At 52.4% G+C, this 19918-nt stretch carries 20 protein-coding genes and 1 tRNA gene; 4 read left to right on the plus strand and 17 right to left on the minus strand.

The genetic code is table 11. From position 1 onward, the window contains the following. Positions 1-687 precede the first annotated feature (687 nt). The 4 genes from A6U95_RS16485 to A6U95_RS16500 all read right to left on the minus strand — a co-directional run bounded on the left by A6U95_RS16485 (position 688) and on the right by A6U95_RS16500 (position 4053). On the minus strand, positions 688-1110 hold the full coding sequence (locus A6U95_RS16485; protein ID WP_065685241.1) for a tail fiber assembly protein: 423 nt from the start codon (positions 1108-1110) through the stop codon (positions 688-690). A 2-nt stretch (positions 1111-1112) separates the two neighbouring features. Beyond that, positions 1113-2663, minus strand: coding sequence for a phage tail protein (locus tag A6U95_RS31530; protein WP_074423364.1), 1551 nt, complete (start codon positions 2661-2663; stop codon positions 1113-1115). Beyond that, the gene (locus tag A6U95_RS16495) at positions 2602-3783 is read right to left on the minus strand and encodes an integrase arm-type DNA-binding domain-containing protein (RefSeq protein WP_065685243.1); all 1182 of its coding nucleotides are present in this window, start codon (positions 3781-3783) and stop codon (positions 2602-2604) included. Before A6U95_RS16495 ends, A6U95_RS31530 begins: the two co-directional genes overlap by 62 nt. A gap of 182 nt (positions 3784-3965) precedes the next feature. After that, positions 3966-4053, minus strand: a tRNA-Ser gene (locus A6U95_RS16500). Between the two features lie 228 nt (positions 4054-4281). Here A6U95_RS16500 and yccA point away from each other — a divergent pair. Together yccA and tusE are read left to right on the plus strand one after the other, a co-directional pair. Next, positions 4282-4941, plus strand: a complete 660-nt coding sequence (gene yccA, locus A6U95_RS16505) for an FtsH protease modulator YccA (protein ID WP_021181987.1) — start codon at positions 4282-4284, stop codon at positions 4939-4941. A gap of 109 nt (positions 4942-5050) precedes the next feature. Next, entirely contained in the window at positions 5051-5380 is a 330-nt protein-coding gene (gene tusE / locus A6U95_RS16510; protein WP_024485653.1) for a sulfurtransferase TusE, read from the plus strand. Between the two features lie 7 nt (positions 5381-5387). Here tusE and yccX read toward each other — a convergent pair whose 3' ends face one another. The 3 genes from yccX to A6U95_RS31535 form a co-directional block, all read right to left on the minus strand. Continuing rightward, on the minus strand, positions 5388-5666 hold the full coding sequence (gene yccX, locus A6U95_RS16515; protein ID WP_021181988.1) for an acylphosphatase: 279 nt from the start codon (positions 5664-5666) through the stop codon (positions 5388-5390). A 353-nt stretch (positions 5667-6019) separates the two neighbouring features. After that, on the minus strand, positions 6020-6421 hold the full coding sequence (locus A6U95_RS16520) for a S24 family peptidase (protein WP_065685244.1): 402 nt from the start codon (positions 6419-6421) through the stop codon (positions 6020-6022). Positions 6422-6538: 117 nt separating this feature from the next. Next, positions 6539-8800, minus strand: a complete 2262-nt coding sequence (locus tag A6U95_RS31535) for a phage head-binding domain-containing protein (protein WP_065685245.1) — start codon at positions 8798-8800, stop codon at positions 6539-6541. A 145-nt stretch (positions 8801-8945) separates the two neighbouring features. On the opposite strand from A6U95_RS31535, the gene A6U95_RS16530 reads away from it, so the two are divergent. Both A6U95_RS16530 and A6U95_RS16535 read left to right on the plus strand, forming a co-directional pair. Further along, positions 8946-9197, plus strand: a complete 252-nt coding sequence (locus A6U95_RS16530) for an Arc family DNA-binding protein (RefSeq protein ID WP_065685420.1) — start codon at positions 8946-8948, stop codon at positions 9195-9197. A gap of 30 nt (positions 9198-9227) precedes the next feature. After that, a complete protein-coding gene (locus A6U95_RS16535; RefSeq protein ID WP_065685246.1) occupies positions 9228-9692 on the plus strand; it encodes a hypothetical protein in 465 nt (154 codons plus the stop codon). An 18-nt stretch (positions 9693-9710) separates the two neighbouring features. Here the strand turns inward: A6U95_RS16535 and A6U95_RS16540 are convergent, their stop codons facing one another. Genes A6U95_RS16540 through A6U95_RS16585 form a run of 10 tightly spaced genes read right to left on the minus strand, consistent with a single transcriptional unit; the run spans position 9711 to position 19909 of the window. Further along, positions 9711-12032 carry a hypothetical protein gene (locus A6U95_RS16540; RefSeq protein WP_065685247.1) on the minus strand — a complete coding sequence of 774 codons (2322 nt, stop codon included), beginning with the start codon at positions 12030-12032 and terminating at the stop codon, positions 9711-9713. Next, complete coding sequence (locus tag A6U95_RS16545) at positions 12032-13429, minus strand: phage DNA ejection protein (protein ID WP_198927303.1); 1398 nt, start codon at positions 13427-13429, stop codon at positions 12032-12034. Before A6U95_RS16545 ends, A6U95_RS16540 begins: the two co-directional genes overlap by 1 nt. Then, positions 13429-14088 carry a DNA transfer protein gene (locus A6U95_RS16550; protein WP_065685248.1) on the minus strand — a complete coding sequence of 220 codons (660 nt, stop codon included), beginning with the start codon at positions 14086-14088 and terminating at the stop codon, positions 13429-13431. The genes A6U95_RS16545 and A6U95_RS16550 overlap by 1 nt, the downstream gene beginning before the upstream one ends. Continuing rightward, positions 14072-14452 carry a hypothetical protein gene (locus A6U95_RS16555; protein ID WP_065685249.1) on the minus strand — a complete coding sequence of 127 codons (381 nt, stop codon included), beginning with the start codon at positions 14450-14452 and terminating at the stop codon, positions 14072-14074. Before A6U95_RS16555 ends, A6U95_RS16550 begins: the two co-directional genes overlap by 17 nt. Further along, entirely contained in the window at positions 14453-15487 is a 1035-nt protein-coding gene (locus tag A6U95_RS30370) for a tail needle knob protein (RefSeq protein ID WP_083196399.1), read from the minus strand. It abuts the gene before it with no gap. Next, positions 15487-16914, minus strand: coding sequence for a packaged DNA stabilization protein (locus A6U95_RS16565; RefSeq protein ID WP_065685250.1), 1428 nt, complete (start codon positions 16912-16914; stop codon positions 15487-15489). The genes A6U95_RS30370 and A6U95_RS16565 overlap by 1 nt, the downstream gene beginning before the upstream one ends. Further along, the gene (locus A6U95_RS16570; protein WP_065685251.1) at positions 16886-17392 is read right to left on the minus strand and encodes a packaged DNA stabilization gp4 family protein; all 507 of its coding nucleotides are present in this window, start codon (positions 17390-17392) and stop codon (positions 16886-16888) included. Before A6U95_RS16570 ends, A6U95_RS16565 begins: the two co-directional genes overlap by 29 nt. Continuing rightward, positions 17370-17678, minus strand: coding sequence for a hypothetical protein (locus tag A6U95_RS31240; protein WP_065685252.1), 309 nt, complete (start codon positions 17676-17678; stop codon positions 17370-17372). The genes A6U95_RS16570 and A6U95_RS31240 overlap by 23 nt, the downstream gene beginning before the upstream one ends. A 39-nt stretch (positions 17679-17717) precedes the next feature. After that, positions 17718-19001 (minus strand): P22 phage major capsid protein family protein, encoded by a 1284-nt coding sequence (locus tag A6U95_RS16580; protein WP_065685253.1) that lies wholly within the window; start codon positions 18999-19001, stop codon positions 17718-17720. Further along, the gene (locus A6U95_RS16585) at positions 19001-19909 is read right to left on the minus strand and encodes a scaffolding protein (RefSeq protein ID WP_065685254.1); all 909 of its coding nucleotides are present in this window, start codon (positions 19907-19909) and stop codon (positions 19001-19003) included. Before A6U95_RS16585 ends, A6U95_RS16580 begins: the two co-directional genes overlap by 1 nt. Positions 19910-19918 lie beyond the last annotated feature (9 nt).

Consider the following 19918-nt stretch of genomic DNA (forward strand, 5'->3'; position numbering starts at 1 on the left):
ATGAAAGATTTTTATCTTTGGAATCAGATACGGATCCCCCTGTTATGATGCTGCCAGCTGGGCCTATTGGCCCGAGCATGTATACGGTTTGTGCGGCCAGTACAGCGGACACAGGCGTATGTAACAAGAATGCGACCCAGATTGTCAATCGTACGCGGTATTTCGACACACGTGGCTGTACCTGTGGTGTGGCCCTTTTGCGCCTCGACACTGGTAACTGCACGAGCTGCTCATAAAGCCGCCGAAACGTATACCCGACTTCGCTCATTTTTCTCATATTCACCGTACCTCTTTTCACCGGCACGATGCTCAGACGCCTGCTCAAGGAAGCATTGAGAACATCTGCCGTTCAGACTGTTATGTTGCCTGAACGATATAAACGGTTTTTAAAACCTTCCAATCGTTTGTAACGATCAAAAATCAATCATCAATAGCCATGTTCGATTAATTGTATGTTATTGATCGACATTTCCGATCAAAATAGGCGAGCAATGAATTGGGTTTTGTGATAGAAATTGCGCTTTCACATAACCCCGTACCCATTGAAAATGCGGGGTTTATGGCAGAATGGGCATCAGACGGAACCGTATCGCTGTTAGACTGATTGCAGAGCAGAAAGCGCTGCGCGAAAAGAAAACCTCACCGGTTTTAGGGCGGTGGCGATGTGCCGCCACGCCGCGGTTTTTATCACGCCGGTCTATCCGGCCACGCAATATCAGGCGCTTTGCTGGTATCAACCCGACTCAGCAGCACGCTGTAGCGCTCCCAGGCGTCGAGCTTGGCCTTTTCCTCATCCGTGGCCATGTCATGCTTCACGGCCAGTTCCAATGGCTTCATCGCCGCATAGGCTTCGTTCAGCAACTGTGCCTTGCGTGATGCCATTCCTTGTCGGGTTTCTTCTACCGTGGGGGGCGGGATATCGACCCAGGCGGGCTGGTTGCCCTTACTGCCGCGTTGCTTGCCCTCGGGAGGTTGGCCGGTGAAAGTTTTGTACGTCTCATCGGTGACGTCCACCAGGTCAGCCGGTAGCGTGCCTGCCTGCTCATACATCCCGAGCATATCTGCCGGGTAGAAACCGGCTGTTGTTGCACTGAATTTGTATGTATTCATGATTAATACCCCACCGCCATCCAATAAATCATGCGTTCTTTCTTGCCATGCACAAAGTTAAACCCAGTATTATCATCCGTTAACGTTGATACCTGAGGGTTGTACGTCGCATACCCTTGGGCAAAGTTTCGGTTCGTGATGGAAACATGTAATAGACGGTTGGGGACAGCGATATTCAGCGGAATACGGTCTGTCACTTCCGCATCCTGGACTTCGGCATAACCGCCCTGGACAATCAGCGTACCGCCGTTGACGTTCATTTTTACCCACCACTGCGTGCCGCTGACGGATATTTGTCCGATGTTGAGAATGGCACTGTGTAAATAGTTGCTCAGGTAATCGCCGCCCCAGCATGCCCCCTGAATATTGCCGTCGGAGTGCCAGGTGGTACCTGCGCTGTTTTGGATGACCGGCCAGTTGCCCGCGAGGTACAACGAACCGTCATTGCGGAACTCTGGCCAACCATCAACGCCACCGGAGTGAATTCGCCAGCGCAGGGCAAAGCGTTGTCCTACCGTTTCCAGCGCATAAGATTGCACGTATTGGTCACCCATGCCCTGCAGTGTGACCCCATTGGTCTGATGGTAGGTGATGCCACTGTCCACATAGGTATTTACACCATCCTTGCGAATGAAGTCACCGTCGTTAACAGTAAAAGGAGCACCTATGGTGACTGCGCCATTATTATTAGCAATTGTCAAAGAGCGGTTGCCGTTATAATTGCCGTTCGAGTCATCCTTATTGGTTTGCAAAATATAAAAACCGTTGGCGTCCATTCTCAATATGACGCCATAGCCCCCCTGTATCATCCTCACGGCATTAGCGCTGGTTGACTTGATTTCACCGGCCATCGTGCCGCCCGTCAGTGGGAGGGCACCGGTCTGTGTAGCAGTCGGCAGATTTTTAGTGTGGAAATACTCACACCAAGGCCCTACCGTATTCGCCTCTACGGTTCTAAAACCTATCTTTCCATCACGCCAGGCGGTTTGTAGCACGTAGCTCTGGCCGCTTGAGTCCTTCCATATCTGGTTTTGAATACCAATACTGGCATGAGCAGACAAGAATGACGGCGCTTCAGGGTCATTGTTGGCTGACCAGGTAAAACCAGTATATCCACTGGTACTGCGCATTAGCGAAAGTGCTGTTTGGTCCGTTCGCACTAGCCCAAGACCGAACGCCTTGCCTACCGTCAAAACATGCCCGACCGTTAAATCTGCTACCGACGTCTGGACATCAGCATCCGCTGCCGTGCCCAGCTTGACGTTGCCGGCGGTATCCGGTTTGTGAGTGTTGACAGTTTTTACGGTCAGTTTATCAAGGGCTGAAACGGCATCCTGGACGGCCTTGACTGCCTTAGGGGTTGCCGCCAGGGTTTCACTGGTGCTGTTGGTCGCGCTACTGAGCTCGGCTAGGTAGACCGGGTAGACCGAAAACCACCTAAAAACTTTTGCAAGGGGGGGTAAGACGAAATCCTTTCGTTTGGCTGGCCGCTCACGAGCGTTCCATAGTGTCCATGTAGTCAGCGTACCACTGCAGCATCTCTCTACGCCCATCCAGGTACTGTGTGTGGTTGTAAGTGCCCCTTATGCGGTTTTTATCGATATGCGCGAGCTGTAGCTCGATCCAGGCGGTGTTAAAACCCTGCTCGTGTAAGATGGTGCTCATTGTGTGCCGGAAGCCGTGACCAGTTGCCCTCCCGCTGTAACCAATTCGGCGGATCAGGAGGTTCATTGTCATCTCGCTAATCGACTTATCGCCAGCTCCCCGGCCAGGGAATACCAATTCCCCCCGCCCACTGATCGGGTGAACTCGGTGCAGCAGCTCAACCGCCTGCTTAGATAACGGCACTGCATGGCTACGGCGCATTTTCATTCTTTCTGGCGGGATCTCCCAAATGGCATTATCCATGTCTATTTCGCGCCATAACCCACCACGAAGCTCACCAGGACGTAGGCCGGTGATAATCAGCAACCTTAACGCTATTTTCACTACCTCGCTTCCACGGTAGCCGTTTACGCCATGCAGGAACTCGGGTAACTCATTTGCTTTAAGGTGTGCGTAATTGTCGCGCTTGTGGGGTTGTAGCGCACTGGAGAGGTCGGGGGCTGGGTTGTATTCGGCTCTGCCGGTAATGATGGCATATTTCCAAACCTCGGCGCACCGCTGCCTAACTTTGCGGACTTTCTCAGTAGCGCCTCGCCTTTCCATCCTCGATAGGGTATCGAGCAGCTCAAGGGGTTTGATCTCTTTAATGGGGCGATGGCCGATGTAGGGGAAAACGTCTTTTTCAAACGCGCTCATCATGTCCTTGCTGTACCCCTCAGACCAGCGCTCAACGTTGCGCCCATACCATTCTCTGGCAATAGCCTCGAATGTGTTTGACTGTTCCAATAACAGCGCCCGCTTGCTCTCTTTGCGCACATCGCTTGGGTTTTGCCCGGACGCGACAAGTTTTCTCATCTCATCACGTTTTTCTCTGGCTTCCGCTAGGGTGGTCAAGGGATATGTCCCCAGGGAGATCATCTTCGCCTTTCCGGAAAAGCGATAACGAAAACGCCAGGCTTTCGAGCCTGTTGGCTCAACGATGAGGGATAGGCCGAAGCCGTCAGTCATGCTGTAGGTCTTGGCTTCAGGCTTGGCGCGCCTGATTTGGAGGTCGGAAAGCGGCGGCATGTGTATAGTTTTCCTCGCGGATGTGTAGAGAACCTGTAGAACAGGAAACTATACACAAAACTATGCATAACTCTATGTAGATTTGGGTTGATTTCAGTAGACGAGGAGATAATGATTTTGCTACTGAAGCCTTGCTGGCTCTGGCTTCAGTAGACTTCGAGATAGGTTGCTAGACAAGAAAATGGCGGAGGAGCAGAGATTCGAACTCTGGAACGGTTTCCCGTCGACGGTTTTCAAGACCGTTGCCTTCAGCCACTCGGCCACCCCTCCGTAATGCAGCGAACTATAAACACAGCCGATCCCGTTGTAAAGCCTGAAACCGTTCAACCGAACGAAAAAACCGCATCTGCAATCTGACCGATGAAGAAATCAACAATCGGGGTGCAGCAATACCCTAGTAGTCACGTAGGGTAAAGAATGGTAAACAATCTTTAATCAATGGCTTGCACTGCACTATCATCATGATCAATTTTGTGATGACCTGATAAGAGAGATCATATGGACCGCATTGTCGTCTCATCCTCCTCGCGCGACTCTTTGCTAAGCACGCATAAAGTCCTGCGTAACACCTATTTTCTGCTGTCGTTAACGCTGGCCTTCTCAGCACTGACCGCAACCGCCAGCACCATGCTGGGCTTACCGGCACCTGGTCTGCTGTTAATGCTGGTCGGCTTTTATGGTTTGATGTTCCTGACCCATAAGCTGGCCAATAGCCCTGCCGGCATTCTGGCGGCCTTCGCCTTCACTGGCTTTATGGGCTACGCCCTTGGCCCGATCCTGAGCTCGTTCCTGAACGCTGGCGCGGGTGACCTGATCATGCTGGCGCTGGGCGGTACCGCAGTGGTGTTCTTCTGCTGTTCGGCCTATGTGCTGACCACCCGTAAAGACATGTCGTTCCTGTCTGGCATGATGATGGCGGGCTTCGTGGTGCTGCTGGTGGCGGTTATCGCCAACCTGTTCCTGCAGATCCCTGCCCTGCACCTGGCCATTAGCGCACTGTTTATTCTGTTCTCTGCCGGTGCCATGCTGTGGGAAACCAGCAACATCATTCATGGCGGTGAAACCAACTATATCCGTGCCACCGTCAGCCTGTATGTTTCGCTGTACAACATGTTTATCAGCCTGTTGAGCATTCTGGGCTTCGCCCGCAGCAACTGATACAGCACTTTTGTTTTGACCTGAGCCCCGCGATGCGGGGCTTTATTTTTGCCGGAGCAAAAGTTTGCTAGACTGTGGCCCGCAATGAATTACCGATCACCGAGGCTGTATGTTGGAGTTTGAAGGTCAGACGATTGAAACTGACGCCCAGGGCTACCTGAAAAACAGCGCCGACTGGCACGAAGGGCTGGCCCCACTGTTAGCGGCACAGGAAGAGATTGAACTAAGCGAAGCGCATTGGGAAGTCGTACGCTTTGTGCGTAGCTTCTATCAGGAATTTAATACCTCACCGGCCATTCGCATGCTGGTCAAGGCGATGGCGCAAAAATACGGCGAAGAGAAAGGCAGCAGCCGCTACCTGTATCGCCTGTTCCCGAAAGGCCCGGCCAAACAGGCGACCAAAATCGCCGGTTTGCCAAAGCCGGTGAAGTGTATCTAGCCACGGGTTAATAACGGATACTGAAGCCCTTATATTCGGCAACCCCACGCGGCTCCACCAGCACACGGTCAACGCGGGCGCTGCGTGGGCCGCCGCTTTTCAGCCACGCCATCAGTTGGTCAACAGCCTGTTGCTCGCCGCAGGCCAATACTTCCACGCTGCCGTCATCCAGATTACGTGCATAACCGGTTAACCCCAAAGCCGTGGCCTGGTGCTGGGTGTTATAGCGGAATCCTACCCCCTGCACCACACCATAGACATACGCGGCAATACAAACTTGTGTCATAATCGGCTCCTGATCGATTTCATTACAGGCATTCTCTGCGCTGATGCCCAGAGTGTGTCACTCTTTTTTCTCTATCTGGCAGCATACTTAATTATGACCGCACGCTTGATCCTTGCCAAAGGACGTGATGAAATCATTAAATCATTTATATTTCAACGTATTGATCCACAATTAGATTAAACTTTGTGCTATTTTTTGCATCAGTTTACATCAATTCCAGTCACTATGGATCAATAGCTTAGCCGTTGATAGTGACCTGAAAAAGTAAAGCATTACCGCAAACTGGCTCCCGATATTCGAGAGTTGCTTTGCGGTAATTTTTTGCCCCCGCTATGCCCCTACTGTAAAAACCATCACACAACCAGGTCGTCAAACTCGCACGTCCTCATGTCGTTAAGCGCGTACGTGACCACGCCGAACACTTCGACACCGCCACCATCGCTATCAATATCATCCCCATCATCTATCATCGTTACATTCCCGGAACCGTCGAGATACTCCAGGCAACGCACCGGCACCAGGCGCAGACGACGCACAACAAGTTCACCGCCAACGGACGCAAGAATGACGCTGCCGTCTACAGCAGTGAGCGCCCGGTCTAGAACTAGCGTCGCTCCTGGGTGGATTCCGGCCATGATAGCCCCACCTTTGGCAGTAACGAGATACACGGAGTGGCGCTGGGTGCCGCACAACTCATCGAAGCTGATGCGGCTATGCGCATAGTCCTGCGCAGGGCTGGGGAATTTTGATGCCATACAATCCTCACACAACAAATACTGTTCATGCATACAGTATAAGCATGAGGTAATCGCTGTGTGAAGATCGATTTGCCGGGTGAATGGTAGGGTGCTGATCGAGAAGGGAAGTTAATTTTAACTTATCTGCGTCACTTGCAGGTTTGTCAGCGTCGTATATCTCAGTGAGTAAACATGTCCCGCTGATACTGCGAATTGTGTCGTTCCATTCACCGTGCCAGTCTGTACCTTTACCGTCGCCGTTATACTACCAGTAAGCAACTCAAGTGAGAACTGAGCAAATAAATTGCTAGAGCTAGGGTTTGGGAAGAACATATCCGCCGACGCAGTAAACGAAATGCCGATGTAGTCAAAGGTATCAGGCATGAGCCAGCCGCCAGCTCCTTTAGGGTTTACCAGCATGCGCCTGCCGATAATCGTTCCGAATGTACCGCTCAGGCGCAACAGGCCGTCGTTAGCTGGGAAGTAAGCCGGATGCCCGTCAAGAACATCGAATCCTGTAGAGTTGGCATCAACGATAACATTTGCAATGCGGCTGCGGGCGCGGAAGTTGAACGCACGCTGGATGTTAACTTCCGGTGCTGAGTTATAAATCCGCACGTTTGAATAGGACGACGCTCCACCATTAATCGCATACTTGGTTTCCGTGGCCCCCTTACCATTATTGTAAATGTTCAGGTTACTGAGAGACTGCTCACCACCCTCTTGCAGTGTTATGCCATTACCAGCGTTTAACCCGATATTCCCGCTTACAACCAGCGCTTTACTGCCGGACAGGTCTGTAAACCCATCAGCACCGTTGCTCTCGATCACATCGTTAAATGAAGCCGCATGCTGCAATAGCGGATAACCAGCTGATGTCAGGCTACCGCAGTTGAATGTAACTCCCCGCCCGCCGTTGTTTGAGTAGTGGTTGCCATACGAGTTAATTTTGTGCGCAGCCGCTTCGAACCGCCCGCCGTCCAGCCCGTTAAATCTGAAGTTGTTGTTCATCACGTTAAGATTGTCGATCGCCGTATGGGCCATCAACCCATGCATGCGGGCATTGAAGCCGTTACCGTCCTGCACCCAGATATTGCGCAACCGGTTATTTACCCCGCCCGCACCGGCCACAGACTCGGTGTGTATGTTGTGCCCGATAGTGGCCACTTGCCCGTTTAGGTTTTCAAGTGAGCCGGAATATTGCACATCAAAGTCACGAATGCGGATGGTGTCACCGGTGATCGGTACAATCCCGGACTGCCAGCAGTGGCGCATAAGCTTGGCAACAATAGTGATGTCGTAAGGAATGCCATCATCCAGTGTTGGCACACCATCCTGGATATAGTGCCGTACAACAATGCCGTGACCTGGGTAGTGGTCAATGCCTGGCGAGAACACATAGAGATTCTTGCAGTTGGCGCCGATGCGTACGCCACAATCGTCAATGTACATGGATGGCATTGAGGTCTGCTGCATATTGCCGATGATCTTCGGCAGTTTGATACTGCCGGATGAATTCAGGATATCAATCGCAGTTATACGCGGAACGCCACCAGGCATTATCAACGTCGCTTGCGTTAAGTCCATCATCCCCGCAAAGCCGTTAATTCTCAGCACATAGTTGTAAGCCATGTAACTGTCGTAGCCACCCGACGATCGCGCCTGGTTCGCCAGCTTATATGTGCCAGATGCTTTCATGTGAGCAAGTTTAGAATTGAACAGTAGCTGCACCGCTTTTGTGTCGTCTGCAACACCGTCCCCTACCGCCCCGAAGTTTTCGGGCGTGTTCACGTCCGCGCCGTTCAGCAGGCCGACACAGACGTATTCTGATGTAGGCGCAGTCTCTACTGCGTTGTGCGGGAGCGTGCCGGAGTATGTGTAGTAAAACCCATCTACTGTATAAAAGAACGCTTGGCGACGGCTGGTAATTGTCACTCCGTTACCCATATTCCCGTTGCGGCGGTATAACGAAGGTAGGTAAGAGTCATAGACCGAACCATAGAACGTACTGCCGACCAGTTTGTCACCGCCAGGGGCAGATAGCTGCTGACGCAATTGATCTGGGTCGTAGCGAAGGACATTAGGAAAATAGAACTGCTGGACATTTAAGGCGTCATAGACCGCCATTGAGTGGCCTTCAACGGTAACGAACTTGGAGATCTGACCGCCGTAAACTGGATACCCGCCAGTGTTGATGACAATCGGCTGTGCGATCGGCACCAGACTGTCGTCCTCGTTATGAATGTATACCTGGATCTGGTTCTCGGGGATTGTTGGATCGGTATCGATTTTACCGATATAGATTTTCCCGTTCGCAGCCGCTTTAAGTGAGCGCGCCAAGGTGAATAGTTGTGACGGCATTGATACAACAACGTTCGGGGTAATGGTGTCAGCCATTTATTTTTCTCCAGGCGTGCAGAAACCCCACAAGGCGCGGCTTGCGGTGGTGTGTATTAAGGTTTATTCAGACCACAGTGGTCTCATTGTTTATAAAAACAGTAGATCATATGATGCCGATCCACCCATTGGTGAGGTATCGACCGTGACAAGAGAAGACCCGCAATTCAATTTGCGCTTACCTAAGGAACTGAAGGATAAGGTTAAGCAACGTGCGGCACTGAATGGCCGCTCTCTCAATGCCGAACTGGTGCAGATCGTGCGTGATGCCCTGGCGCAGCCGTCGCCCGTTTCAGGCTACCGGAGCGACGCAGAACAGATAGCCGATCAGCAGGCTGAAACCGTCAAGAAGATGGTTTTCGAAACGCTCGTGCAGATGTATGCTGATAAAAAATAATCAGATGTAGTTCATACCTAGGAGGTTGCGGTGAAAGCATTACTAATCGCTTTCGGAATTCTCGCCCCAAGCATTGCGTCAGCCACATCGATCGCTGACTATCAAAGCGATTGTGAAAAGCAATTTGATAAATTTACCGAAATGGCATCATGCCTCTCCAAAAAGGTGAAATCGGATGATCTTACTTACAGCAGCCCCCAAGCGAAAATTTACGTCGCTACGGCAAATAGTTTAGCCGGTAGGGTTCGCCGAGGGGAAATGCATGACGAAGATGCAGCCTTGGCTCTGCAGGAAAAATACGCGACACTAAACAACGAATATTTGTCAGCCAATGCTAGAAAATCGCCCGATATAGCGTCGTCGATAAGGGAGAAAATCCAGCAAGGGCAGAGAACGCAGCAACAGCAACAAACAATTATCATCGCTCCTGAGCAGAAGAAAAATTGCTACACGCCCAATGGCCCGATTAACTATTCGTGCATTTATGGGCAATGAGCCATTCTTGGCGTCTGCTCACTCCCCCGAAGCTTTGGCCTGCTCTTTTGCCTTAAGGAAGTTAACAATACCGTTGGTGTATATTTGCTTCCTTTCAAGCGGTTCAAGTGTAGATGTCCAACGTTTATAACGATCAGATTTCTTTAACGCAGCCTCTGCTATTTTTACCTGCCTTGCTGATGCGTTGTTCCACACCGCCTGTTGGCGCGCCAAGTTACGGAACTCAGGGGAGGAGATCATGTCCGTGGCAATTTCCATTCTTTTGGACGTAGAGTTTGCTGCGGCGACCATGTTCCCGATGGGTTCCCCAACGAATGGAACTTTACCAAGTACACTTTTTGCCGTCCGGTTAACAATCGCATCTCCTAACTGACTGGCTTCGTCAAAAGCGTCTTTGATGGATATAATTTTTCCTGTTTGAATATCAGATTTAAGTGCCTTTGAAATCCCATCATTGAACACATACATATCTCTAAGCGCCTTCATCCCACCGGGGGGGATATTCTGCGCTAACGCTTTCCGCGACTGTGAATTCCGCATCATTCCGCGATACCAGTTCGCATATTGCGTTGGGTCTATAGCTACACCCGGTGTTGTCCCCTTGCCGGTGAGCGCTTTTGAAAGCGCTGAGGCAGCAACATATTGGCGCATGTCCGCTGGGACATTTTTCATCAGTCGGTTGAAGTTTGATGTCGAACCGTTTGCCAGCATATTGATAGAAGTACGCATATTGTTGACTATATCGCCATCTTTATTGCGCCCATATAACTTAACGATGTTATCCTCAAGTTCTTTTCGTGCCCTGGTCGAAGCCCTTGCAGCATCGAAAACGCCAAGCATGTCTGGAGCCGTCTTTTGCACAGCTCCACGCTGCGCCTCCAACAGCCGGCCTTCAAGCTGACCGAGCAATGCAGAATCAGCCCCTGCAAAAGGTCCCGTCGCGCTTCTTTTCGCCTGCCCGATATCTTTACGGGTCTGGTCCAAAGCTGCGTATGTTGGCCCCTTGGTACCCACCACTGCTCCGGTGCTGTCCTTAATTTGACGAGGTGAAAGTGTAGCTAATATCTTCCTCTCACCAGGGTTAAGCAGGCTTCTTTCGCCTCCAAGGCCTTTCAGTCGGTCTTTAACGAAATCGATAACAGGTGCGGCGTCGACTTCAGTTGCAGCAGGTATTTTTGCATCTACTTTTTTATAGAGCCCCCTAGTAGCAACTGCCATTTTTTCACGCGTAGCGTTCATAGAGTCAGCCACAGACTGGCTAACAACAGACAGGTCAGGATTGCCCTTCAAATTGGTGATAAAATCATCTGCCGTTTTATTCAACGCCCCCAGGGCTATGCGATCCTGCTCTGCAAGCTTGCTGCCAGGTAGCGATTTAAGAGCTCTCTCGAACTCAACATAAGGTCGGTTCTTAGACGTCCAGGCAGCAGGCGCGAGATCAATAGGGAATCCAACGTCTTGCGCGGCCTGAATTACACGTTGATCCGGGTTAACATTACCCGCAAGTTGCTGTAAGTCGGAACGCACAGCAGAACGGCTCTGAGAGGCTAAATCACGCATCCCTGTGTTAATGGAATCCCTACCAAGTTCATCCATTCTCTGCCTAACAGCCGCCTGTTGCTCCGGTGATAATGAGCCAAGCATACGCTGCGCCTCTGCGTCATCGGCCTTAGCCAAAGCCTCTGCGGCGTTGCTTTCTGCTTTTGCAGATGCGCCTTTAAATCCTTGGTATGCTTTTGATGCGCCTTTTGTCACACCTCGGAAACCTGCGCTTATAACCGATGCTACGCCTAAATCCTTGGTTACCTCACCGATATCGGCAGGCTTATCGCTGTTTTGTGCCAGTACACCTACTGTATTTTCACCCACCATTCTTTTAGCAAAATTTGCCGCTTTGGTTAGTTTACTTGCTGCGGCCGGTGCGGCGGCGATACCTGGGTTGACCAAGAACGGAAGTATCTCGGAGACCACCTTGCCACCTTCAGTTTGTGGCTGCATAGCCTCTGGGATTGACAGTCTTGGTGATGGATTGTAGGTTCCATCACCAATGCCCAATTTCTCCCCCGCCCATGCGCCAGCGCTCGACACCATATCTGCGACTTCGGGAATTATATTAATTGTTTTTACGGCGGCTTGTGCAGCCCCCCTGCCTGCCTCAACAACACCGAGCGCAGTTTCTGGAACAATTCCCTGGCTATACAGCCAACCGAGATCCTGCTGCTGGGCCTGTGCTTGTGGTGCCGCTTGCCCCGCAAAATACTCATCAATCGCAGTCCCAACATCATCAGTGCTAGTGCCATCAGGGAATTCGAATGTTTTCCCGTTCGCTGTAACTTGCATCACTTCACCTCAAACTTAATACCTGATTTGGAGGTATACGACCCCGTAGATTGTGGTTGCGAAACCTGTGTTTGTGCTGCCTGTTGTGCCTGCGCTTGAGTTTGCCCATATTGCTGCACCGGTGGGGTTTGCTGCTGTATTCCTGGTTGCTGTGCCGTGGTAGACACTTCAGTTGCCATGTAGCGTTTAGCTGCCTGACCAAGCGACTCGCCTTTATTTACCTCAAGGCCCAACACGTTACCCCCTGATTTAGACTGACCCGGGTTGCCATTCGCACTCATCCATTCAGCTTTAAACTCATTGAACTGGGCAGACTTTCTCTCAAGGTTAGACATGGCATCCAGCCAGCGAGCAACTACTTCGGGGTTATCCATATCTGTAGGCGCACCCTGCCGAACGATCGCCACATCACGATCTGTAGCTGGTCCTGGTGGAAGGAAGCGCAACACCTGGCTATTAACCAGCGCATTCTGCCTAATTCGCAGATCACGCAATGCTGTGTCGCTCCCCGTGACTTTTGCAAACATGTTAGAAGCGTTACCAAACAGGCCTGTGGTGGGTTTTTCTGCTCTAAATTGCTGAGCTAGGGCGCTCATGGAGTCAGCAGAATTACGACTTGCCGTTGAGTCGTTAACCGATTTTTCAATCGATTTCTCCATGTTAACTGACAACTCTGGCGCATCAGATATTAGTTGCTGCGCCTTTTGCTGCGCCTGCTGAACATCGAAACCAAACTTTTGCTGGTCCAAAGAAAGGCGTTGCGCCGCCAAGTTGTGACCCGTCATAGCTGATTGGTAGGACAGGCTTTGCCCTCGCCGAGTGTTGTCCTCCCCTGCTTTATTGCTGCGGATTTTTTCGGCTAACTCGGCCTGGTCAGCTTGAACATCAAACTGTTTTTCCATTGGCAGAGTCGCAAGGCGGGCAGCGGTGAGAATGCCATTGAAGCGCGCCGGATCCTGCTGATACAACTGCATTGCCTGCTCCGGTGATACGCCAACAGATGCCAACGCAGGGCCGTTCTGTTGAATTGTGGCCTGTAGCTGCTGTGGGTTACCGCTTGATGCCGCCACAGACAGTTTATTCAGCGCGCCATGGACAAAGGCCGCGTGCTCAGCCCCCTGAATGCCGATCTCCTGCTGAATGTTCTGTGCAAACTCAGGGAACTGGCGGCGTAGTGCTGGTAACTGTTCCGGTGTGGCTGTTTCGATAGCGCCATAGAAAGCTTGGCGGCGCTGGTTTTCCTGCAGTTGCTGTTGATTCTGCATCTGCTGGCTGGCCACCTGCTGCTGCCCCATTCGGTTTTGGGTTTCCATCAGGGCTTCGCGACGGAAGTCGGGCACCATCGATTCATAATAATTAACAGGGGCACCGAGCCCCGCCAAGCCTTCAAGAGCCATTAGAACAACCCTCCTAGCGATGAGAACATATTGCCGAACGAGTTCATGTCTTGTGATGCGCCGTTGTTGATGCTGGAGTTAGCGCTCGCGGCTGTCTGCCAAGGGATTGCCGACTTACCGGCCAAGATCTGCCCTTTCTGCTGCTCCATCCCTGCCATAGTGTTGCCCTGGTTCATTGCCCAGTTGCCTAGGGCGTTGGCAGATTGCGCGCCCAGTCCTGATAACCCCATAAGCTGGCTGTACATGGTTTGCTGCTGATTGGTCATGTCTGCCAAATAGTTCTGCCCTAATTGAGGGGCGATGAACGCCAGGCCGTTCGCTGTTGCTGTACTACCTAACCCGCCAGTTGCTTCAGCACTGGCCAGTTGCTGGTATCGCGCCTGATTTGCCATCGCGGCATATTCAGGGCTTTTGTAATATTGGGCCAACAGCGCGTTACGATCGATAGGTTTCCCCGCTAGACCTTGTAGGCCTTCCAACCCGGTTTGCCCCGCTTTTTCGTAAGGTGTCATCCAACCAACTGCGTTCTGATACCCCTCACGCGTCTGGTTCATCGCCTCATCTTGGGCTTTCTGCTGCTGATTGGCCGCCTTGTTAGCGCCAATGCCGCCTAGGATGCCACTAACTGCGCCACCGATACCGCTAACAATTCCGCCCATCTGGATACCTCTTCATTAAAATTAATTCGCCAGTGGAGCTGTCGATAAATTCAACGACGCCTCTGAATGTTTCGACAAACCCGAACTTACGCGCCAGATTGCAAACATGCCGACACTCGGCCAGGATCGGCGCGTGTATCTCACGCGGGCCTATCAGCGCCAGCACATCCGCGACAGCGTCCCGGCAGCGGTGGCGCTCGCCCTTCTTCATTGCCATGTGCATATCGACGTGGTCGCCAAAATCCAGCAGGACAAACACACCGACGCCGTTCCAAAGCAGGTAATTGGCCTCAATTTCTGGCCACGACGGAACGCCCCACAGCCGCATAAGGCGTGAGCCTGTTATTTTGTCTATGGGGGTCATTTACTGCTCCGCGATCATCTTTATTGTGGTCGCCGTGAAGGCTGAGCCGTTGGATTGGATGGTCATCGTGCTGCCGTTTGTTGCGAGGAATCCGCCCTGGTCAACGCTGAAGAATGTCGCCATCAGCACGTTGTCATTCGCCGTTGCAGCATTTCGGCTCACAACAAGGGTGTCAGGAACCGCACCAGAGAATGTCAGCTGCATCGACCGGTTTGTCGTCCCGCCGGTCCAGGTGCCGATGATCGACAGCTTAAAGTTGACCGTTTTGTTTTCGTTAAAAACGACCATCTTGTTGGCTACAGTGTCGAAGAACGGCGCAAAGGTACCCGATGCAGGTGTTAAAACCTTCAGCAACGCGACCAAGTTAGTCGCCGTGGTCGGGATATTGAGCGTTAACCCGGTGAACGTAAGCTCTGACTTCTTGCGCGTGGTTTTGTATTCCAACGCGGTTAAGCGCGTGCCATGCGCCGTCACCTGCGTTTGCAGGTTGGTGATATTGGTTTCAGCCGTTGTGACACGGGTTGTCAGCGCTGTAAGACCAGTTTGCAGAGTGACGATGCTGCCCTCTGCCGTGGTAACGCGAGTTGTCAGCGTGGCGACATTGTTCTGCAAGCCAGTGATAGCACTTTCGGCGGTTACCATTCTCACCGTTAGAGCAGCTATGTCGGCCGTGTTCTGGGTAATCCTCGCTTCGTGGTCTACCAGCTCCGCTTCCGCCGCGGTGATGCGTTCCTCGTGGTTGACGAGCGCAGCTTCTGCGGCAGTGATACGCTGTTCATGGTCGATCAGTGTCGCTTCTGCGGCTTCGATGCGAGTTTCGTGGTCAGCCAGCACCAGGTCCTGTTCGTCGTTCTTTACCTGCGCGTCCCAGGCACCTTGCCCAGCCTCGTTGGCTTTGCCCGCCACTTTGCCCAGATCGGTACCTTGGTTCACGACATAATCACGGTAGACCGGCGTGAATGTTTGGGGGACCAAGGTCGCGTCGATACGCGTCGCCTGTATTTCAACAGGCACGTTGAGGTTGTCATCCGCCATTATTCAACCCTCACCGAGCAGTCGCTTAATGTGACTGGCGACCGGGTGATCACCCGCACTTTGAAACCAATGTTTTTACGCACGCGGCCGAGCCGCCGCCACAACACGCGCTTGTCATAAATAAAGGGGGCATTGGCATCAATCATCTGCTCCCGGCCGTAGTTTGATCCGTCTGCTGCTGCTGAGATAAACAACCGTTCTGCAAATTGAGAAACCCCTGTTGCGGCTTCCAGCTCGAAATCAAACACCCTAGCGTTGTTCGCTTTGAACATCGGGGTGTAGAGAAGGTGTTCAGCTTGCCGATCGTATTGCGCTGAAGAGTCGAATTTCAGTACACCGGTTACAGGCTCTGTTTTGTCGCCAACGCTGATCTGGTTGCCTTCGAATATGAAGTCGATTGCACGGTAAACATCATCCGCCAATCCCGTTTTCAAAATGCACCACTGAGGCCCGTTCTGCGATGCAGAAGCGTCGTAACACATCACATGCCTGGGTAAATGCACGATCAGCAGTTCATGCGAATCAAACCGGACTGTTTCAAGCACACCGGTGGCCAGTTCATCCGCAGCATAGCCACGCAAAACCTTTTCCACCGTTGCGGTAGCAATAGGCTCCGCCCGCCCGCCGTTTATCACATAGATGGACGGCGCACCCGTAGCCTGGTGGCTGATGAATGCAAAGGAGTCCATAAACACGGTTTTGCAGTAGGTCCCTGCAATACCCTTTTGCACCATATATGATGGCTGTACGACATAGAGAGCCGCCTTGGCATCTGAGGTGCCGGTTAGCGCAAAATACTCAATCGTGGCGCTACCGAACATGACAACGAAATCGCGCCACACGCCGCAGCCAATGATGCCGTCAGGTTGGGATTCAGCACGGTAGAACGGACGGAATTGATCAGGATGCGATTCATCGTCAAGATCCGTTACACCAAACAGTTGAGAGTTATCTTTTACCCACACGTAGCGCCCGCGAGCTCTGCAAATGTCCCTGACGCTACCGATGTCGTATTGGGTGTAAGTGACATCCCCAACCTGTGCTGGCCAGTTCTCCAGTGTTTTGTTGGTCCCATCGTAGCGGTAGAGCGTCATCGCACCGTTAGCGGCAACGGCTTGGCTTGTATCACTGTGGGCCATACTTACCCGCGAATTTCCCCTCACGTCGCCACGTTCGCCACTGGCGTTATACAACTTGCCGCCTAACACTCTATAAACCGCATTCTGCACGGTGTTGTACTGCGCACCACGGGACGTTCCCGCGACATCTGAACGCTTTGCAACACCAGGGAATGATCGCAAATACCCGGCGGCGTTCAGCACCTCTTTAGGTACTGCGAGCATGTTGACGGGCAGCAGGTCCACATAATCCGTGTTGCGGTAGTCCTTGCCCAATCCTTTAGCCAGGGGGAGTTGAGTCGTCGGCATTATCTTCATCCCTATTGTGGAAATAGTTATGGCCGTTCAGCGTTAATAGCCGGTTACCGGAGCCGATTGGCATGCGGTTCGGATATCCCGCTTGTGCCTTGGCTTTCTTGGCCTTGCTGGCTGCTGATGATTTAACGAGAAGCTCTTTGCCGTAACGTGCAGTGGCGACAACTTTCCCCATTGCCTCCATCACGTAATCAGGAGCAATGCGCACGGCGAGGTTGTGAAACACCGCGCTAAGGTGGCCGATCTTCAATCCGTGATCATCGCCAGGGTCAGGAGCAACATCATCAGCCGAGAACAGGTAGCCAACGTCGATGCCGTTACCGTCCTCGTACCATTCAGCCATCATCATTTCGAGGTCGTTGATACCATCCTCGACTGATTGCGGCTCAACATCGGTAAGCGTTGCGTTAGATGCCACGGCGATTTTGCGCATAGCGGCAAGAACAAGATCACCCTTCGTTGTTAGGTTCATCAGTGCTCACCTTCTTTTGGCGGCCGGGTTTCTTCTTTGGCTCAGGCTCAGGCTCAGGCTCAGGCTCAGGCTCAGGCTCAGGCTCAGGCTCAGGCTCAGGCTCAGGCTCAGGCTCAGGCTCAGGCTCAGGCTCAGGCTCAGCAGATGATTTCAACAACTCATCCGGATGCGCAAACCATCCAGCATCGAGATATTCCTGCAACTCATCTTCTGGGATGACTTCGAAGTCATAACCAACGCCTTTCCACTTTTTGCTATCGCCATGGCGAAACACCATCTGGGTCATGTTCTGCTCCAAATAAGAAAGGGGCCGAAGCCCCTTTGGTTATGCCTGATTTGCCAAGCCGACGCCGATCGCTTCTGGTCGCACCGCTGTCGGCGCATACCACAACGCAATACGGCACTTACCGGTCAGGGTGCTGATATCGCCCTGGTAAGCCACTACTCCGTTAAGCCCAACGTTCGGAATCGCAAAGCTCTGGGTTTTCATGCCAGAGAACAACTCGTGGTTGATTGGAATCGGCTGAGACACTAAGCGGATGGAATCATCAGCCCAGAACACGTTTGACTGCGCGGTCGTGGTGTTCAGGATGTTCACCGGCATGGCGTTAGCCAGCGAGGTGTTAACGTTGGCATACGCCTTCTCTTCCGGCAGAAGCGAAGTGTCATCCAGCGCTACCGGCTTAGGCGTGATTGTCACCTGCGCACCGTTCACAGCAACGACTGAGAAAGTCGCGTCCTGAGTCAGCACGTTTTTAGCCATCTGAGCCAGGAACTTGACGCCAGTGAAGGAAATCTTATCGCCACGCTTCAGGCCGGTGCCGGAACTCAGAGTTACCACTGCGGTACGGTTATCCACGTTCTCACGGTTACCATCGGTATCAGCAACCCACGCTTGAGGCTTGAACTTCTGCGCGCCAGCCACAGTGATGCCGGTTGCCGTTGAAGCTGGCAGCGTTGGCATTTTCGGAGAGCGGAGCACGTCGTTAAAGCCCGCCACCTGGCGCTGGATGGTGCCTGACTTGTAGGCCTCTTCTGGAATTCGGCCAAAGAAGTCTTTGCCGGTCAAATCCTGCCCCGCACCACGGTAGTCGGTCGGGTTGAAGAAGTAAGACAAGCCAGAACTACGGTTCAGCTCGCGAGAGAAGATCAGCGCCTCTGCTTCTGAGATGAAATCCCAGCCAGTGGTTGCGGAGCCGATCGGGTCTGAACTGGTAACAACCAGAGAACCCATTTCAACAGCCTGTTTGGCGATCGAGGTTTCCACGTTGTTAGCCAGTTTCTGGCCAGACGCCTGGATGCGGCGACGCAGAGAGCGCTCATCACGCAGGTCATCGGCGCGAAGGGTGAAGAAGTCGTTATCCGGTACGCCCATGTTGCACTTAACAGACAGCTCAAGGATGCCGGTAGCCTGTCCGGTCAAATCCCAGCCCTGTTGTGTTGGTGCTTCTTGCTCCAGCGGCATCCACACGGTGTTCTGTGAGCGCTGCATGTCACCGGCCGGAGGAGTGTATTTGCCAACGCGCTGAGCCATCGGCGTGAGGTTTTCCACGGTCTCGATAATTTCATCGACCATGTAGGTGATAACTTGACCTTCGTTAAGAGCCATTATTTAATTCCTTTAATCTGATTTTTTATCTTGCGGTAAGTCTCCGTGTCGCCCTTGCTTGCGGCCTCTTCCATCTTCTTCTGAAGAGAAGCCACGTTTGCCGCAGTGACTGAACCCTGAATAGGCTCGTCAACAGCAGGTGCGCCGGATACTTGCTTACCGCGAGGCTTGAGAGTTAAACGTTCTGATAGCCGAGTGAGTTCAATCAGCGCTTGCTGCCCGTTCATCGCCAGGAGGCCACGAACCTTCTCTGGGTTGGCGCCCAGGTGGTAAATGAGTGCGGCTGATTTCTCAGGGAAAAGCGCCATGATGTCGGCACCAACTTGCGGTGGCACCAACTGCATGAACGCGTCCTCTTTATCCTGGAAGTCAGGAATGTTGAGCTTCTCTGCCGCGTCATAGTGTTTGCGGGCTGCTTCGGCGTAATGCGTTGACTGCTGGGTGTACTCCTGAATCTTGCGGCCTTGTTCCGCTACGCCAGTGCTGCGAGCGTCCATAGCCTTGACCTGCCAATCGCTGTTAGCGGCGCTGAATGCAGCCAGAGCGCGAGATTGGTCATAGTCGTACCTAGCCAACGCCTCATCCGAAAGGAAGTCGTTAACGTCTGGCTGTTTCGGTAATTCAGGGGTAACCCGTAGGTTCTCCGGCACCTCTCCACGCTTCACAGACTCCATCTGTTGCTCAAGCTCACGCTGACGCTTGCGCTCCAGGCGTTTTGCTGCGAATTGTGCGTTAGTTGCCGGGTCTTGTTTCGGTTTCTCATCGCCACTCAGGACAATCTCGAAGCCCTCTTCCTGCCCTTCGCCAGAGTTGGCATTAACTTCTGGCTGATTAACTACAGGTGCCGCCTGTTGATTAACGGGCAGGGATTGTTCTTCAATTGCCTGAATTTCGGTGGTATTGGACATGTTTAGCTC

This window comes from Serratia sp. 14-2641 (assembly GCF_001692375.1).
Taxonomy (GTDB): Bacteria; Pseudomonadota; Gammaproteobacteria; order Enterobacterales; family Enterobacteriaceae; genus Chania; species Chania fonticola_C.

Bases quoted from the DNA above. Each gene is read 5' to 3' on its own strand.
- A6U95_RS16565 (WP_065685250.1), bottom strand. From the start codon at position 16,914: ATGCCGACGACTCAACTCCCCCTGGCTAAAGGATTGGGCAAGGACTAC.
- A6U95_RS16485 (WP_065685241.1), bottom strand. From the start codon at position 1,110: ATGAATACATACAAATTCAGTGCAACAACAGCCGGTTTCTACCCGGCA.
- A6U95_RS16520 (WP_065685244.1), bottom strand. From the start codon at position 6,421: ATGGCATCAAAATTCCCCAGCCCTGCGCAGGACTATGCGCATAGCCGC.
- yccX (WP_021181988.1), bottom strand. From the start codon at position 5,666: ATGACACAAGTTTGTATTGCCGCGTATGTCTATGGTGTGGTGCAGGGG.
- A6U95_RS16545 (WP_198927303.1), bottom strand. From the start codon at position 13,429: ATGGCTCTTGAAGGCTTGGCGGGGCTCGGTGCCCCTGTTAATTATTAT.
- A6U95_RS16580 (WP_065685253.1), bottom strand. From the start codon at position 19,001: ATGGCTCTTAACGAAGGTCAAGTTATCACCTACATGGTCGATGAAATT.
- A6U95_RS31530 (WP_074423364.1), bottom strand. From the start codon at position 2,663: ATGGGCGTAGAGAGATGCTGCAGTGGTACGCTGACTACATGGACACTA.
- A6U95_RS31240 (WP_065685252.1), bottom strand. From the start codon at position 17,678: ATGACCCAGATGGTGTTTCGCCATGGCGATAGCAAAAAGTGGAAAGGC.
- tusE (WP_024485653.1), top strand. From the start codon at position 5,051: ATGTTGGAGTTTGAAGGTCAGACGATTGAAACTGACGCCCAGGGCTAC.
- A6U95_RS16555 (WP_065685249.1), bottom strand. From the start codon at position 14,452: ATGACCCCCATAGACAAAATAACAGGCTCACGCCTTATGCGGCTGTGG.
- A6U95_RS31535 (WP_065685245.1), bottom strand. From the start codon at position 8,800: ATGGCTGACACCATTACCCCGAACGTTGTTGTATCAATGCCGTCACAA.
- A6U95_RS16495 (WP_065685243.1), bottom strand. From the start codon at position 3,783: ATGCCGCCGCTTTCCGACCTCCAAATCAGGCGCGCCAAGCCTGAAGCC.
- A6U95_RS16585 (WP_065685254.1), bottom strand. From the start codon at position 19,909: ATGTCCAATACCACCGAAATTCAGGCAATTGAAGAACAATCCCTGCCC.
- A6U95_RS16540 (WP_065685247.1), bottom strand. From the start codon at position 12,032: ATGCAAGTTACAGCGAACGGGAAAACATTCGAATTCCCTGATGGCACT.
- A6U95_RS16570 (WP_065685251.1), bottom strand. From the start codon at position 17,392: ATGAACCTAACAACGAAGGGTGATCTTGTTCTTGCCGCTATGCGCAAA.
- A6U95_RS30370 (WP_083196399.1), bottom strand. From the start codon at position 15,487: ATGGCGGATGACAACCTCAACGTGCCTGTTGAAATACAGGCGACGCGT.
- A6U95_RS16550 (WP_065685248.1), bottom strand. From the start codon at position 14,088: ATGGGCGGAATTGTTAGCGGTATCGGTGGCGCAGTTAGTGGCATCCTA.
- yccA (WP_021181987.1), top strand. From the start codon at position 4,282: ATGGACCGCATTGTCGTCTCATCCTCCTCGCGCGACTCTTTGCTAAGC.